General features: G+C 38.4%; 17 protein-coding genes and 4 pseudogenes. 15 read left to right on the plus strand and 6 right to left on the minus strand.

Annotated features, from left to right (window positions below; all coding sequences use genetic code 11):
* Positions 1-391 precede the first annotated feature (391 nt).
* The 8 genes and pseudogenes from WG932_RS29670 (at position 392) to WG932_RS29705 (ending at position 5,273) form a co-directional block, all read left to right on the plus strand.
* Complete coding sequence (locus tag WG932_RS29670) at positions 392-802, plus strand: hypothetical protein (protein ID WP_483086297.1); 411 nt, start codon at positions 392-394, stop codon at positions 800-802.
* Positions 799-1,500, plus strand: a complete 702-nt coding sequence (locus WG932_RS29675; RefSeq protein WP_483086298.1) for a hypothetical protein — start codon at positions 799-801, stop codon at positions 1,498-1,500. Before WG932_RS29670 ends, WG932_RS29675 begins: the two co-directional genes overlap by 4 nt.
* A complete protein-coding gene (locus tag WG932_RS29680) occupies positions 1,497-1,994 on the plus strand; it encodes a hypothetical protein (protein WP_483086299.1) in 498 nt (165 codons plus the stop codon). The genes WG932_RS29675 and WG932_RS29680 overlap by 4 nt, the downstream gene beginning before the upstream one ends.
* A gap of 234 nt (positions 1,995-2,228) precedes the next feature.
* Positions 2,229-2,408 (plus strand): hypothetical protein, encoded by a 180-nt coding sequence (locus WG932_RS29685; protein WP_483086300.1) that lies wholly within the window; start codon positions 2,229-2,231, stop codon positions 2,406-2,408.
* Positions 2,408-3,138: pseudogene (locus tag WG932_RS29690) on the plus strand (PfkB family carbohydrate kinase). The gene WG932_RS29685 and the pseudogene WG932_RS29690 overlap by 1 nt, the downstream one beginning before the upstream one ends.
* Before the next feature lie 46 nt (positions 3,139-3,184).
* The gene (locus WG932_RS29695) at positions 3,185-4,060 is read left to right on the plus strand and encodes a nucleoside hydrolase (RefSeq protein ID WP_483086301.1); all 876 of its coding nucleotides are present in this window, start codon (positions 3,185-3,187) and stop codon (positions 4,058-4,060) included.
* A complete protein-coding gene (locus tag WG932_RS29700; protein WP_483086302.1) occupies positions 4,054-4,185 on the plus strand; it encodes a hypothetical protein in 132 nt (43 codons plus the stop codon). Before WG932_RS29695 ends, WG932_RS29700 begins: the two co-directional genes overlap by 7 nt.
* A gap of 90 nt (positions 4,186-4,275) precedes the next feature.
* A pseudogene (locus WG932_RS29705) lies at positions 4,276-5,273 on the plus strand (GRP family sugar transporter).
* A 111-nt stretch (positions 5,274-5,384) separates the two neighbouring features.
* Here WG932_RS29705 and WG932_RS29710 read toward each other — a convergent pair.
* The 6 genes and pseudogenes from WG932_RS29710 to fabG all read right to left on the minus strand — a co-directional run bounded on the left by WG932_RS29710 (position 5,385) and on the right by fabG (position 10,015).
* Positions 5,385-5,741 (minus strand): four-helix bundle copper-binding protein, encoded by a 357-nt coding sequence (locus WG932_RS29710; RefSeq protein ID WP_483088748.1) that lies wholly within the window; start codon positions 5,739-5,741, stop codon positions 5,385-5,387.
* A 31-nt stretch (positions 5,742-5,772) separates the two neighbouring features.
* Positions 5,773-6,522, minus strand: a complete 750-nt coding sequence (locus WG932_RS29715) for a serine hydrolase (RefSeq protein ID WP_483086303.1) — start codon at positions 6,520-6,522, stop codon at positions 5,773-5,775.
* A 111-nt stretch (positions 6,523-6,633) separates the two neighbouring features.
* Positions 6,634-8,258 (minus strand): annotated as a pseudogene (locus WG932_RS29720) (AbgT family transporter).
* Between the two features lie 82 nt (positions 8,259-8,340).
* The gene (locus WG932_RS29725) at positions 8,341-8,778 is read right to left on the minus strand and encodes a sulfurtransferase (RefSeq protein ID WP_483088749.1); all 438 of its coding nucleotides are present in this window, start codon (positions 8,776-8,778) and stop codon (positions 8,341-8,343) included.
* Complete coding sequence (locus tag WG932_RS29730) at positions 8,703-9,173, minus strand: sulfurtransferase (RefSeq protein ID WP_483086304.1); 471 nt, start codon at positions 9,171-9,173, stop codon at positions 8,703-8,705. The genes WG932_RS29725 and WG932_RS29730 overlap by 76 nt, the downstream gene beginning before the upstream one ends.
* Before the next feature lie 95 nt (positions 9,174-9,268).
* Positions 9,269-10,015, minus strand: a complete 747-nt coding sequence (gene fabG / locus WG932_RS29735) for a 3-oxoacyl-[acyl-carrier-protein] reductase (RefSeq protein WP_014021222.1) — start codon at positions 10,013-10,015, stop codon at positions 9,269-9,271.
* 217 nt (positions 10,016-10,232) lie between these two features.
* On the opposite strand from fabG, the gene lpdA reads away from it, so the two are divergent.
* The 7 genes and pseudogenes from lpdA (at position 10,233) to WG932_RS29770 (ending at position 14,774) form a co-directional block, all read left to right on the plus strand.
* Positions 10,233-11,630: a dihydrolipoyl dehydrogenase gene (lpdA, locus tag WG932_RS29740; protein WP_014021223.1), complete on the plus strand. Its 1,398-nt coding sequence runs from the start codon at positions 10,233-10,235 to the stop codon at positions 11,628-11,630.
* A 53-nt stretch (positions 11,631-11,683) separates the two neighbouring features.
* On the plus strand, positions 11,684-11,977 hold the full coding sequence (locus tag WG932_RS29745; protein WP_483086305.1) for an RNA polymerase sigma factor: 294 nt from the start codon (positions 11,684-11,686) through the stop codon (positions 11,975-11,977).
* Positions 11,978-11,994: 17 nt separating this feature from the next.
* Positions 11,995-12,216, plus strand: a complete 222-nt coding sequence (locus WG932_RS29750) for a sigma factor-like helix-turn-helix DNA-binding protein (protein WP_483086306.1) — start codon at positions 11,995-11,997, stop codon at positions 12,214-12,216.
* Positions 12,216-12,749, plus strand: coding sequence for a hypothetical protein (locus WG932_RS29755; protein ID WP_483086307.1), 534 nt, complete (start codon positions 12,216-12,218; stop codon positions 12,747-12,749). Before WG932_RS29750 ends, WG932_RS29755 begins: the two co-directional genes overlap by 1 nt.
* The gene (locus WG932_RS29760; protein WP_483086308.1) at positions 12,749-13,057 is read left to right on the plus strand and encodes an anti-sigma factor domain-containing protein; all 309 of its coding nucleotides are present in this window, start codon (positions 12,749-12,751) and stop codon (positions 13,055-13,057) included. Before WG932_RS29755 ends, WG932_RS29760 begins: the two co-directional genes overlap by 1 nt.
* A gap of 228 nt (positions 13,058-13,285) precedes the next feature.
* The gene (locus tag WG932_RS29765; RefSeq protein WP_014021226.1) at positions 13,286-13,744 is read left to right on the plus strand and encodes a DUF2721 domain-containing protein; all 459 of its coding nucleotides are present in this window, start codon (positions 13,286-13,288) and stop codon (positions 13,742-13,744) included.
* Positions 13,741-14,774: pseudogene (locus WG932_RS29770) on the plus strand (threonine aldolase family protein). Before WG932_RS29765 ends, WG932_RS29770 begins: the two are co-directional and overlap by 4 nt.
* Positions 14,775-14,780: the final 6 nt, after the last annotated feature.

The following is a 14,780-nucleotide window of genomic DNA, read 5'->3' on the forward strand; positions in this document are numbered from 1 at the left end:
TCTGGTTCTATATAAAAGATTTATTTAATGGATTGAGGTGAATGGTGTCGTCAATTGAAACCTCAATCCAAGCCTCCTGGCTTATAGTTTCGTCTAGAGATTCTTATAAAATATCTTATCGAAACCCAGGCATTTACACCTATTATAGGGTAAATAATGGTCCTAAAACAAGAAAAAATATTAAAAAACAAAGAGTACTCACGAGGGGAATTTACTGCACCGAGAGGATGAAAATATTTGTAAAGAGGTGAAAAGAACTTGTTAAGAGGCTAGAAGGAGAAGCCAAGAGGATAAACTAAATGATGCTGATTTGATTTTGATTTTGGGTGATTATAATTATATTTAAAATGATTTTTTTACTGTTGTAAACCCTTAATAAAAATATATTTGTATGCCATATTTGGATTATATTGAAAGTCATCCACTATTTAAAAAATACCAAAATAACAATAGATACGACGCTAATATTAAATGGAGATATGAACCATTTTATGTTTTAGGTAAAAAGGTTGAACAAAGAGTAAAGCAATTTTTATTGTATGAAAGAGAGAAGTACATTGATACCTTGAAAGACAGGTACTCTAAAGAATTAGCAGATTATATTCCTTTCAATGATGTCGGACCTGTTAATAAGGATCAAAAGTGGCACCTTCGATATTTGGTAGAGGATCTATTAGGAGAAAAATATTGGCCCTATAAATCTAATGAGAACAAAGTGGCTGCTGATTTTTGGAATGCAGCTTTGTATTTTAAAGAGAAAAAGATGAGGAGGATAAGGATCCACCAGCTTTTTCAAGTATGAGGGCCCTTGATGCCATTGCTAAGTTATGTAGATATGAAAATTTTGATGATTTTATTCACCAATGTTTTTCAAAAGACCTGGAGATAGACATTGTCTTATTGCCTTTTTTTTGTCAAGATTCTCTGTGCACTCAATTGGAAGATGAATTGGAGCACATCTGCAAGGAACTAAAACAATGCCCTGAGTACGATTTAAATATTGAACGAGTTCCGGATGAAAAGTTTTCGGGCTTTACTCAATTTACTAATAGAGATGCTGAAAAGTTTGGTGACGAAAAAATGGCAGATTTTGTGATTTGGGGCAAAATGTTGAGCCCTAACGAAGTCACATTAACTTTGAAAATATTAAAACCGGATATTGATTTTTTTGGAGATGGTTTCAGTTTAAAAACAGATAATTTTAAATTTCTAACCTTTATAGAAGAGTTTAGGTCAAAACTTAAACAAATGATTTCATGGGCTTCTGCAATACGGCATTTTTACCAAGGGAATTATGCTGAATCCATAGCCCTATTAAAAGATTTATTAGACTCGGGGTATGAGGAAATTGAATTGAATTTTCGTATCGCAGTCCTCTACGACCTAATGGAACAATCTGTAGACGCTAATCATTATTATTTCAAAACTTTAAATTTGGTAGGAGTAAAAAAAGTTATTAATGGTTTTCAAGGGCTATTTGACCTCAATTTTTTCAAGTGATAGAGGCTATCACCACTGATTATATTAGAGTTAATGGGGATTATATCAATAAGGAGAAACTTTTAGATCCTAATATAATGATTAATGAGGTTTTGATGCTAATGATCTTTGAAATCGTGAGGGTGAATCTTGCGCTTAAAAATAAAGAGGATTTACCTAAGGAGGTTTTTGAACGAGTTTTAGTAAAAACTATCAATCAAATTCAGCCCAGTTGGTTGAAAACCGAATACAAGGATCTTTTCGGAAAAGCTTATTTTGAATTGGGTCTAATCAATGAGAATAGGTTAAAGGAACCTGGGGACATTGATCCGGAACATGTATATATTTTTTATGAAAATGCTGCTTTGAATCTGGATATAATACATACGGATCTACATGACAAGTGTATACAATTTTTTAAGAAATACCGAAGGTTAAAAAGGATAATCGAAAGAATGGAAGGAAGTATGGAAAATGATAATCCTTTGTTGATTAAATACAAAAACAGTTTTTAACCAAAATTATATTCCTTGTTTATTGCTGAAAATTGTACCAAACCCCTGTTAATTTAAGAATTCGATCACTTTAAATAATGCAGGTTTTGCAATACTTTATGGTTGCGGAGTATTAACTTATCTTCTATAATCTATGGAAAACAATATTTTAAAGTGAATTTACTCCATTCCCCTACTTTTCTATGTATTTTTAATTTATTGTCATTAGATTTATGGGAGATCAGATGAGATAATATGAATCAGGGACATAAAATCCTCGTGGTAGGAAGTGCGAATACAGACATGGTCATCAGAGTAGAAAAATTTCCGGCTCCGGGAGAAACATTATCGGGACATAATTTTTTACTAAATGCAGGGGGAAAGGAGCCAATCAAGCCGTTGCCGCTGCACGGCTTGGAGGCAAAGTTGCCATGATGGCTAGATTAGGAAACGATCTTTTGGAAAACAAACCATTGAGAATTTTAAAAAAGAAGGGCTGAATGTGGAAGGTGTTGTACTTGACAATAAATTACCTTCAGGTGTGGCTCAAATTGTAGTTGACAAGTCTGGAGAAAATACCATAGTGGTAGCAGGAGGGTCTAATTTGGCTTTAAATACAAGACAGGTCAATAAATACTATAGCCTAGTGCAGGAAGCCGAAGTAATTCTTTTGCAGTTAGAAGTCCCTATGGAAACCGTTTTATATGTAGCACAAAAGGCCACAGGTCTGGGAAAGAAAGTAATTTTGAATCCGGCTCCGGCTAATAAACTTTCAGATAAACTATATGCCTCAATTTATGCCATTACCCCGAATGAAACAGAAACCAAATTTTTGACAGGTATCAATATTACCGGTGAAAAAAGTGCGCAACATGCGGCAGATTTTTTCCATGACAAAGGGGTTAAAGTAGTCATAATAACCCTAGGTGCTGCAGGTGCCTTTCTTTCCACACCCGATTATTCCGGTACAATTGCCACATCTGAGGTGGAAGCGGTGGATACGACAGCTGCAGGGGACACCTTCAATGGTGCCTTGGCCACTGCTTTATCCAACAAGATGGATTGGGAAGAGGCAGTAGCCTTTGCCAATAAGGCTGCTTCTTTGTCTGTGACCAAACATGGAGCGCAAGCCTCTGTACCATTTTTGAAAGACCTCAAAGTCTAATTGCCTGAAATTATAAAAAATATATTTCTTACATTATATACTGCTCATGAATAAGTTTAACATTGTCTTTGTATTAAGCTTGGTTTTATTTGGATTTACCAGCTGCCAAAAATCGTCTGATACCCCCAAACATCGAGTACTATTAGATACAGATGCGAACAACGAATTGGATGATCAACATGCCATGGCTTACTTATTTTTCAATGGAGATGTTTTTGATGTAGCCGGCATTACTGTTAACACTACTCGAAATGGAGGGGATATTGAAGGACACTACCAAGAGGCCAGAAGAGTAATGGATCTTTGTAATGTGTATTCATCCATGCCTTTGCACAAAGGAGCAAATGCTTCGTTTGAAGAAATCAGACAAAACTTGGACAAGGCAGATTTTGATGGGGCTGCTGCGGTCAACTTTATCATAGAGGAGGCCCATAAAAAAGCAGATGAAAAACTAATCCTTTTGCCGGTAGGGAAATTGACCAATATTGCCTTGGCATTAGAAAAAGATCCATCTATTGCCGATAAAGTAAGAATCGTATGGTTAGGTTCAAATTATCCCTATCCCGGTGAGTACAACCAAGACAATGATGAAGCTTCGCTAAATTATATTTTAAATGTTGATGTACCATTTGAGATGGTTTTGGTTAGAGGAGGAAAAGAAACAGGTACCGCCGCAGTTTCTTCCAATAGAGCTGAAATCAATAGTATCATGCCGGGAAAAGGTCCTTTGGCTGACAATCCGGTCACAGGCAGACATGGTGATACTTTCGATCACTTCGGGGATTATTCCGTTAACCTGTATAGTAATATTCATACTTACGATGAAGCAGGAACAAGACCTTTGTATGACATGGCAGCCATTGCTATAGTAAAGGATCCCTCTTGGGCTGAGAAAAAGAAATTCCTGCACCCCTATTGGTAGATGGTGAATGGCAGGAAAGGCCTAATAATCCAAGAAAAGTGATGATATGGGAAAATTTTAACAAAGAAGCCATTATGGGTGATTTCTTTGATAGGATGGAAAACTATGTACTGGTTACCCCTTAATGTTTTTAGGAAAACACTGTTTCTCCTCATCGCTTCAATCAATTTATCGCTATTGGCCAACTAATTTGTAGTTAACAAAACCCTTAACCAATGTTTATAATCAACGATTACCCTCTGGCTGTCTTTTTTTGTTTCATTACCATGCTATGTTGGGGCTCATGGGCCAATACACAAAAATTGGCAGAAGGTAACTGGCGTTTTGAGTTGTTTTATTGGGATTACGTGTTGGGTATAGTCTTGTTGTCCCTTGTTTTTGGATTAACCTTAGGGAGTGTAGGAGAAGGTGGTCGATCTTTTTGGATGATTTGAGCCAAGCAGCCCCTTCGAGTTATTGGAGCGCTCTGGCTGGCGGTGCTGTTTTTAACTTGGCCAATATTTTAATTGTAGCAGCAATATCTCTTTCCGGTATGGCTGTAGCTTTTCCGGTAGGCATTGGACTTGCCTTGGTTTTGGGAGTCATGATCAATTTTATTTCTGAACAGAAAGGTGATCCGGTATTGTTGTTTATAGGAGTAGCCTTAGTCACGGTGGCCATTATTTTGGACGCTTTGGCTTATAAGAAAAACAGTAGGGACCAAGCTAAAAATGTTTCTAAAGGGCTTAAACTGGCTTTGATCGGCGGTGTTTTAATGTCTTTTTTCTATTTTTTAGTTCAGCAATCCATGTCCTTAAATTTTCAATTACCGGAGGTAGGCAAGTTCACTCCCTATAGCGCTGTGTTTGTGTTTTCCCTAGGAATATTATTGAGCAATTTTATTTTCAATACCATCCTTATGAAGAAGCCTGTAGATGGAACTCCTTTGACGTATGGAGATTATTTTTCCGGAAGTATTAAAGTCCACTTGGTGGGTATTTTAGGAGGAGCAATCTGGTGCATTGGTATGGCTTTTAGCATTATCGCCTCAGAACAAGCAGGACCGGCCATTTCCTATGGGCTGGGTCAAGGAGCAACCATGGTGGCAGCATTTTGGGGAGTCTTCGTGTGGAAAGAATTTAAAGGAGCTACCACAAGAACTCAAAACATGCTTCGAAGTATGTTTGCCTGTTTTATCATAGGAATCATTATAATCATTTATGCCGGCCTATAGGAATTGACTTCCTGGTAAAGAATTTTGAATGGAAGCCTTAAGCTTGGTAGTCAGCAAATTTCAATTGTAAGGTTGATAAGTGAGTACCAAGAGAAGGCTACGCTATACTTTTCAACCTGTCAAAATTTTCTCACATGCCTCTTTACATTCGGTGCATGCTATTGCGCAATTTTTACAGTGCTCGTGATCATGTTGACTACATTCATCTGCGCATCTGCTACAAACATTGACACAGAACCGCAGCAGTTCGTCAATTGGCCCATAAGACATTGAAAGGATTTTGGCTGTGCTCGAACAAACTTCTGCACATACCCGGTCGGTCCTAATGCAGGAAATCATATGTGCAACATTTTCTTCCTCCAAGCAGGCGTCTGCGCAAAAATTACACGCTTCAGCACAATCATTTAAAGTTTTGATTAAAGCTTCATTTTTCATGACTTCGTAATTTAGGTTAGTTTTTTTAATCATTGATTCCAAAAATTATGCCTTAATCAATCAATTACTTGGAATATTCCAGATAAGCCAGCCTACCAATTGTGGAAATGATACTGTCTGCTTCAGCTATTTCTGGGAAGTTTTCAACCAGTACTGTAATGAAAATGGGTTTTTCACCAAAAATGATCCCCGCATCCCCTCGGACATAATCCAAGGTACCGGTTTTATGAGCAATGGCCACCCGATCGGGTAATAGGTGGGGTAACCCTGTGTTATCCTCGCAGTTTTTTAGCCATTCGATAACTTTCAAGCTTGGATTTTCAGCAAGCAAGTTTCCATTGTAAAGGGCTAGTAAAAGCCTGTTGATTTCTTTTGAACTACAGTAATTTTGCTTACCCTTTTCTATTGCATCGAAGTCCATCATGAATCTATTCAGCTGAGTGGCTGAGTAGTCATTTTCCTTCATCCATTTTTGGAAGGCTTTCAATCCTAACTTTTTTATTATAATATTAGTGGCAGTGTTGTCACTTACCCTGATCATTTCCTTAGCCAAGTATTCATAAGTTACACTAATCCCTGCAGGTTTAAATTGTAATTCTCCGGATCCACCCACCTTGTCCTCGACTTTCAGGTGATAGTGGTCTTGCAGTGAGAAAGTCCCTTCTGATGCCTTTTGCATAAAATATATCAGCAATGGTACTTTAATAATACTAGCAGAAGGGATTATTTTATCTGAGTTAGACATTGAAAGTATTTTCCCTTGCTTATTCTGGATAATATAGGACAATGACACCTTGTTATCTATGGTCTTCAAATAGGCCTTCAACGATTGTTGGGCTGATACATGAATACTATTAAGGCAAAATAATGTAAAAGCGAAAATGAAGGGAAAAACTGAATTAAACCGTTTCATCATAACCCCTTTTTATGGTAAATATTCATAGGAAGATTGTAAACCTAATGGAATGCCGAGCGTCCAATAAATCAATAGGAACACCGTCCAGATAAACAGTAAATATAAGGAGTAAGGCAGCATTATTGAAACCAACGTGCCTATTCCGGTCTTCTTGATGTATTTTTGACAATAAATAACCACCAAGGGAAAATAAGGGTTCAATGGTGTAATTATGTTAGAAACCGAATCACCTACTCTATATGCAGCCTGGGTAAGATCCGGTGAAATTTGTAACTGCATCAACATAGGAACAAAAATAGGGCTAATCAAAGCCCATTTTGCTGAGGCTGATCCTACCAATAAGTTAACAATGGCGCTCAGAAATACGATGCTGATAACAGTTACCTGAGGAGGCAAGTGTAAGCTTTGGAGGAAGGAAGCTCCTTTTAACGCAATCATGGCTCCGATATTTGACTGAGCAAATGAATCAATAAATAGGGCACAGAAAAACGCCATGACTATATAGTGAGACATGCCTCCCATAGATTTACTCATGGAAGCGATAACGTCTGCAGATGTTTTATAATTTTTAGATAAAAAGCCGAAAATTATACCAGGGATCCAGAATATTAGAAAGATAAAAGGCACGATGGATCGCATCAAAGGGGCTGCAAAGGAGGTGATTTCTCCTGATTCACTTCTTAGGCTGGAATCCTCCGGATAAGCCCAAAAGAAAAGTCCAAAAAGACCGAGGACCATGACCAAACTTGCGATTTTAAATGCAGTTTTTCTTCGGGCTTAAGCTGCTCCATTTTGGGTAGATCCGAAAGGTTTTCATCTACAGTTGTTGTTCTTTTTAGTCTGGGTTCAATGACTTTATCTGTTAAATACCACCCTACTGTGATCACCACAATACTCGAAAGCCCTGTAAAGAAAATGTTATTTAGTGGGTTTAGTGTAATGTTAGGGTCGATTATCTGAGCAGCCGATTGAGTAAAACTTTGAAGCAAGGGGTCTATGGCAGAAGGGATAAAGTTGGCACAAAATCCTCCGGAAACCCCTGCAAAAGTAGCAGCAATCCCCGCCAGTGGATGTCGGCCGGCAGCATAGTAAATAATTCCCCCGAGCGGAATTACCAAAACATACCCGGCATCAGCCGCAGTATGACTTACGATGGCCACCAAAATAATTATGGGCGTTAACAAAATTTGTGGTGTAAAACTGAGAAGGTATTTTAGGCCTGCATTGATGTAACCTGAATATTCAGCTACACCAACCCCTAACATGGCCAATAAAACCACACCTAGAGGTGGGAAATTAATAAAAACAGCAATCATTCGAGATAAAAAATCAGCCAGTTTTTCCCCGGTAAGTAAATTTTGGATAAACAATTTTTCTCCGGTTCTCGGGTCTATGGCTCCAAAATCAATAGGTGCAAGTAATGCAGACAGCAACCATGTGAGTAACAATAACGCTAAAAATAGAACAGCAGGATCAGGAAGCTTATTTCCTGCTTTTTCGATGGCATTTAAAAACCTATCCATCAGGTTATTCTTTGGGGTTTGTCTATCCATTTTTATACTTTCTTTCAAAAATAAGAAGGAAAATGAAAATTGTAGGGATGGATTTAATTTAATGATTAAAAGCCAAGACATTTCTTCCCTAAGGACAAATCAGAATAGGAGCAATCATTCGACTAAATGCAATTTGCATCAATTTAGGTACGCATTGATTGCACTATTTTTCCGTACTGATCGGTAAATTGTTTCTAGACCATTCACTCCAAGAGCCTACATATAGATTGGCCATATCCAGTCCTGCAATGCAAATGGCAAGAAGGGAATGGCAAGCCGTGACTCCTGACCCACAATGAACAATAATGTTTTCTGATGCTTGGCCTTGAAAAGTTTTTAAATATTTTTCTTTTAATTTATCTTGAGGTAAAAAAAGGCCCTTTTCATCTAAGTTGTCTAAATAAGGAAGGTAAACAGCTCCCGGAATATGTCCCGCAATTTTATCAATAGGCTCCACAATCCCTCGAAACCTCTCACTTTCCCTTACATCAATGATTATTTTTTCCTTGGTCTTATAAACTGTTTTTACTTCATGAAAGCTTGAAATAGGAGATTGCCAATGACTGGTAGGGTAGGCGGGAACAGCATGTGAAGGGGGAATGTACGCTCTAAAGGAAAGCCTTGTTTTTGGGCTGCTTGCAACCCTCCGTCCAACACCTGGATTTTTTCATGTCCCAAAGCTTTTAACATCCACCAGAAACGGGCTGCAGACATGGCTCCTTGTTTGTCGTCATAAACAACCACATGGCTGTCCGGAGAGATACCAAGTCGTCCAAGTAATTCTGCAAAAGCTTTTGGAGAAGGTAATGGATGGCGACCTCCATTTGCCGGATTCTCATCAATTTGAGATAAATCCTTATTTAAGTCTACATGAATTGCTCCCTCGAGATGGGCTTCCAAATAGGCAGGGTAATGAAAGCGTGCATCTATCAGAATGAGCTTGCCGGTTCGGTGAAGGTGGATAAGTTCATCTGCTTTAATAAGAGGGAAGAACATATTGATTAAATTTTAATGGGAATAGAATTAGCTTCAAAATGAAGCAGCCCAAGGTGAGAACCCCGGGCTGAAACAAAATGTTTTTTTTGTGGTTTTTAAGTGTTCATGGCACCATTTACCTCAAGTGTTTGACCAGAAATATAAGTACTCATGTCCGATCCAAGGAAAACACAGGCATCGGCAACATCTTCAGGAGTTCCCCCTCTTTTCATAGGAATGGCATCTCTCCAACCCTGCACAACTTTCTCATCAAGAACAGCAGTCATTTCTGTTTCGATAAAACCGGGAGCCACTGCGTTGCTACGAATATTTCTTGAGCCTAGCTCCAAGGCTACTGATTTAGTAAAGCCAATGATGCCGGCCTTTGATGCGGCATAATTGGATTGTCCGGCATTTCCTTTAACACCCACTACAGATGTAATGTTGATAATGGATCCGGATTTAGCTTTCATCATTGTGCGGGTTACTGCCTTCACAGTATTGAAACAAGATTTGAGATTAATATTGATCACTTCATCCCAATTGTCCTCTGACATCCTCATTAATAAGTTGTCTCTTGTGATTCCAGCATTATTTACAAGGATATCTATTCCACCCAGAAATGCCACCGTATCGCCAATTAATTTGTCTGCGGCCGCAAAATCAGAAGCATCTGAGCGAAATCCTTTGGCTTTAATACCAAAAGCTTCCAATTCTTTTTCAAGAGCTTCTCCTTTTTCTACGCTAGATAAATATGTAAAGGCCACATCAGCACCTTCCTGAGCAAAACGGATGGCAATGGATCTGCCAATTCCTTTGGAAGCCCCTGTTACCAAGGCTTTTTTACCTGTAAGTAATCCCATAGTCAATGTTTTTATTGTTTAATTCAATTCAAAAATAGCTATTTATTATAAAATATGGGCTACTGAATAATTAATTCGTAAGCCTTACATTTTGATGAACGTTACCCGACCTGATGAATAATTGGATTTATATTAACTTTTATATGTAAAACCAAATTTTTTCTGAACTAATTTATTATAAATTTGCATAGCAAAATTGTAATTAAAAGTCAAAAATATGTCTTCAACGAAATTCGATGTCATTGTTCTGGGCAGTGGTCCAGGTGGATATGTAGCAGCAATAAGAGCTTCTCAATTAGGGTTAAAAACTGCAGTAGTAGAAGCTGCCGAACTAGGGGGAATTTGTTTGAATTGGGGTTGTATTCCTACCAAAGCTTTGATAAAAAGTGCGCAGGTATTTGAATACATTAACCATGCTGAGGATTATGGTATCTCCGTAGAAAAAGCAAGCGTTAATTTTGAGAATATTATTAAGCGTAGCCGTAATGTAGCTGAAGGAATGAGCAAAGGCATTCAATTTTTGTTTAAAAAGAACAAAATTGAAAAATTAATGGGCTGGGGAAAAATTCAGCCCGGCAAAAAAGTGGAAGTAGAAGACAAAGACGGCAATAAAACGGTCTACAGTGCAGACAATATAATTATTGCCACCGGTGGAAGGTCCAAGGAGTTGCCAGCCTTGAAAATTGATAATGAAAAAATCGTAGGCTATCGCAAAGCCATGACCTTGGATAAACTCCCCAAGAAAATGGTGGTAGTAGGTTCTGGAGCCATAGGCGTTGAATTTGCTTATGTTTACAGTTCTATAGGAGTAGATGTAACCATCGTTGAGTTCTTGGATCGTATCGTTCCAAATGAAGATGAAGAAGTGTCCAAGACACTTGAGAAAATATACAAGAAAAAAGGTATTAAGGTGATGACCAGTGCTGAGGTAACCAATGTGGATACCAAAGGAGAAGGCTGCAAAGTTACCGTTAAGACCAAAAGTGGTGAAGAAAACATTGATTGTGATGTTGTATTATCCGCTGTTGGAGTGGTTTCTAATGTAGAAAACTGTGGACTTGAAGATGTTGGAATCTTGGTGGATAGAGGTAAGATAAAAGTGGATGAGTTTTACAAAACAAACATGCCGGGGTATTATGCAATTGGCGATGTTGTACCGGGACCTGCCTTGGCTCACGTTGCCTCTGCTGAGGGAATTATTTGTGTTGAAAACATTGCCGGTCAAAATCCGGAACCCCTAGACTATAATAACATACCGGGCTGTACTTATTGCTTGCCGGAAATTTCTTCAGTGGGCTATACAGAAACCAAAGCCAAGGAAGCCGGATATGACATTAAAGTTGGTAAATTTCCATTTACCGCTTCAGGAAAAGCTTCTGCAGCCGGAGCCAAAGATGGGTTTGTAAAACTGATTTTTGATGCTAAATATGGGGAACTTTTAGGAGCACATATGATCGGTTACAACGTAACTGAAATGATTGCTGAAATTGTAGCCATCAGGAAATTGGAGACCACAGGACATGAAATTATCAAGACTGTACATCCACATCCAACCATGTCTGAAGCAGTAATGGAAGCGGCGGCGGCGGCATATGATGAGGTCATCCACCTTTAAGGTAGAGGAGTAAGTTCAAAATTTATAATTGTCATTATTGACCAATATCCTTTTTGGAAGAAGAAGCATTAATAAAAGGGCTGAGGGCCAGAAACAAACAAAGCCAAGAATATTTGTACGAAAAATATTCTGCGGCTTTGTTTGGTGTAATTTCCCGAATAATTTTTGATCGGGACATCGCCGAAGAGGTCTTTCACGATGCTTTTGTGAAAATCGTCACCAAAATTGACAATTATGATGAATCTAAAGGGCGATTATATACCTGGATGGCGAATATTTGCCGTAATTCAGCGATAGATAAAACCCGGTCGAAAGAATTTTCCAAAAGAGTAAGACCAATACCATAGACGCTTACGTATATGGAATGGAAAGCACTTCAGATACAGCAGCAGCTGTTGATGGAATTGGTGTAAAAGAGTTGATGAATGACTTGAATGAGGAACAACGTTTCGTAATGGAGTGTATTTACTTTAAAGGATATACCCATACAGAGGTGGCAGAGAAATACGCTTTGCCATTGGGGACCGTTAAGTCCAGAATTCGGTCAGCCATAAAAGTGTTGAAAAAGAAAGCTGATAAAATCTAGTGGATATCCAAGCCTACATATCGTCCGGTAAATTGGAACTCTTTGTTTTGGGAGATCTCAATGAGACAGAACAACAAGAGGTCTTGGCTATGGCTAAGAAGTATCCTGAAATCAATCAGGAAATTCTTGCCATTGAAGATGCCATGCATGCTATTGATCAAGCTTCAGCTGTCAGCCCTTCACCTAAGTTGAAGGATAAAATTTTCGACACTCTCGAAATAGAGGAGAAAGCACCTATTCCCATTAACTCGGAAGAAGTCAAGGCTTCTTCTGAAAAATTGATAAATAGTAAAGATGTGACTGCCTCCAATCCATGGAAAACTTTTGCTGTTGCTGCTTCAGTAGTTGCGGTAATTTCGGTAGGAATTGCTATATACTTTGCCAACCAATATTTTGACGTGGAAGAAAGGTTTGCCATTGCCTTGCAGCAAAATGCAATATTGGCTGAAGAAGTGCAAACCAATCAAGTAAAATTAAATGAACTGAACAGTGGGATGGAGAGATTTATCACTGGGAATTTTGAAAAATCCTAATGAAAGGTGAGGGATTTCCCATGCAAAAAGATGCAGCTGTTGATGTGTTTTGGGATAAAGAGAGTAAAGAAGTATTACTTTCTGTCAATCAATTGGCTTCTCTTGATCCCAATAATGACTACCAACTTTGGGCAATAGGTGAAGAAGGACCAATTGGTATAGGATTGGTAGATCCCGGACAAAAGCTAGACTTACAAGTAATGGATATAGCCTCTGATGCACAAGCCTTTGCCATCACTATTGAACCAAAAGGTGGAAGTAAGAGCCCAACTCTTGAAAAGCTTGTCGTTTTAGGAGAGGTTTCTTAATAGTCAGGAACTTAAAATAAACCGAACCCCGTCATGGAATTGACGGGGTTTTTGTTTTAAATTGTGGCTTAACTTTTGAAGAGGAGTTAGGATTTGAATTGGTTAATAGAAATTAGAAATTCCCCGAATTTCAAACCAACTTCTTGTCTGATGATATGATGTTTATGTTGTTATTATTTTCAGTGCTCTTGATAGTATCTAGGAAACCCATTTAAAAATTAATGAATTATGGAACTGACACTTTCCACCCCAGCACTTCTTTTTTCTGCTATCACTTTACTGATGTTGGCCTATACCAACAGGTTTTTGGCCATGGCTAGCTTGATAAGGGGATTACACAAGGAATACAAAGAAAGCAGTATGGATGAGGAGGTAATTATTGGACAGATAAAAAACCTAAAGCGAAGATTGACCATGATTAAAAACATGCAGACTTATGGAGTCATTAGTTTTTTCCTTTGTGTGATTTGTATGTTTTTATTGTATCAAGACTTTGATACCGCCGCCAATTGGGTGTTTATGGCAAGTATGCTTTGTTTGTTAATTTCACTGGGCATCTCCTTAGTGGAAATCCAAATTTCAAACAATGCATTGAATATTGAGCTATCTGATATTGAGGACTTGCTCAATATAAAAACCAGAACATCTTTTGGGCAAAGCATTAGAAAAAACGATAAGGATTCATGAATGATAATCAATTGAGAGTGGATCTGAGAAGCGATACGCTGACGCTACCAACTAAGGAAATGAAAGAGACCATGCTCAATGCAGGGCTTGGTGATGATGTGTTTGGAGAAGACCCTACGGTAAATATTTTGGAAGATAAATTGGCTGGGTTATTTGGTATGGAGGCTGGATTGTTTTGCCCATCCGGGACCATGACCAATCAAATTGCTATTAAATTGCACACCCGCCCACAAACGGAAGTGATTTGTCACCAATTCTCTCATATTTATTTATACGAGGGTGGAGGAATCATGTCCAATAGCTTGGCATCCGTAAAGCTACTTGATGGAAAACTAGGGAAAATTGAAGCGGAGGCGATTCGGCAGGTGATTAACGCGGATGATGATCATTTACCGGAAACCACATTGGTGTCCTTGGAAAACACCATGAACAAAGGTGGAGGAAGTGTTTATACCTTGGATGAAATAAGACCAATTAGGCAACTTTGTAAGGAAACCGGGTTAAAACTTCATTTGGATGGTGCCAGAATATTTAATGCATTGGTCCATTCAGGGGAAAGACCTTTTGAATGGGGGAAAATGTTTGATACCATTTCTGTTTGTCTTAGCAAAGGATTGGGCTGCCCTGTGGGTTCCGTTTTGTTAGGTAGCCGGGTTGAAATAAAAAGAGCAAGAAAAATAAGAAAAGCTATGGGTGGTGGTATGCGTCAGGCAGGGATGTTAGCAGCTGCAGGAATTTATGCCCTTGATCACAATGTTTTCAGATTGGAAGAGGATCATGAGAGAGCTAAAGCAGTAGGGAAGATTCTAGAGAAAGCTCCCTTTGTGAAAGAAGTATTACCCATAACCACCAATATAGTGATAGCTCGCTTATCACAAATTAGCCCAGAGTCTTTTTGGATGAATTAACAGAAAGAAATATATGGGCTGTTAAGTTCGGTAGAGATCAAATAAGAATGGTTACCCATATGGATTTCACAGACCAACACCTTGAGGCTTTTGAAAGTAGAATAAAGCGTTGGGAAAAATGAATTGGA

It is taken from the genome of Cyclobacterium sp. SOCE241, from assembly GCF_056867545.1.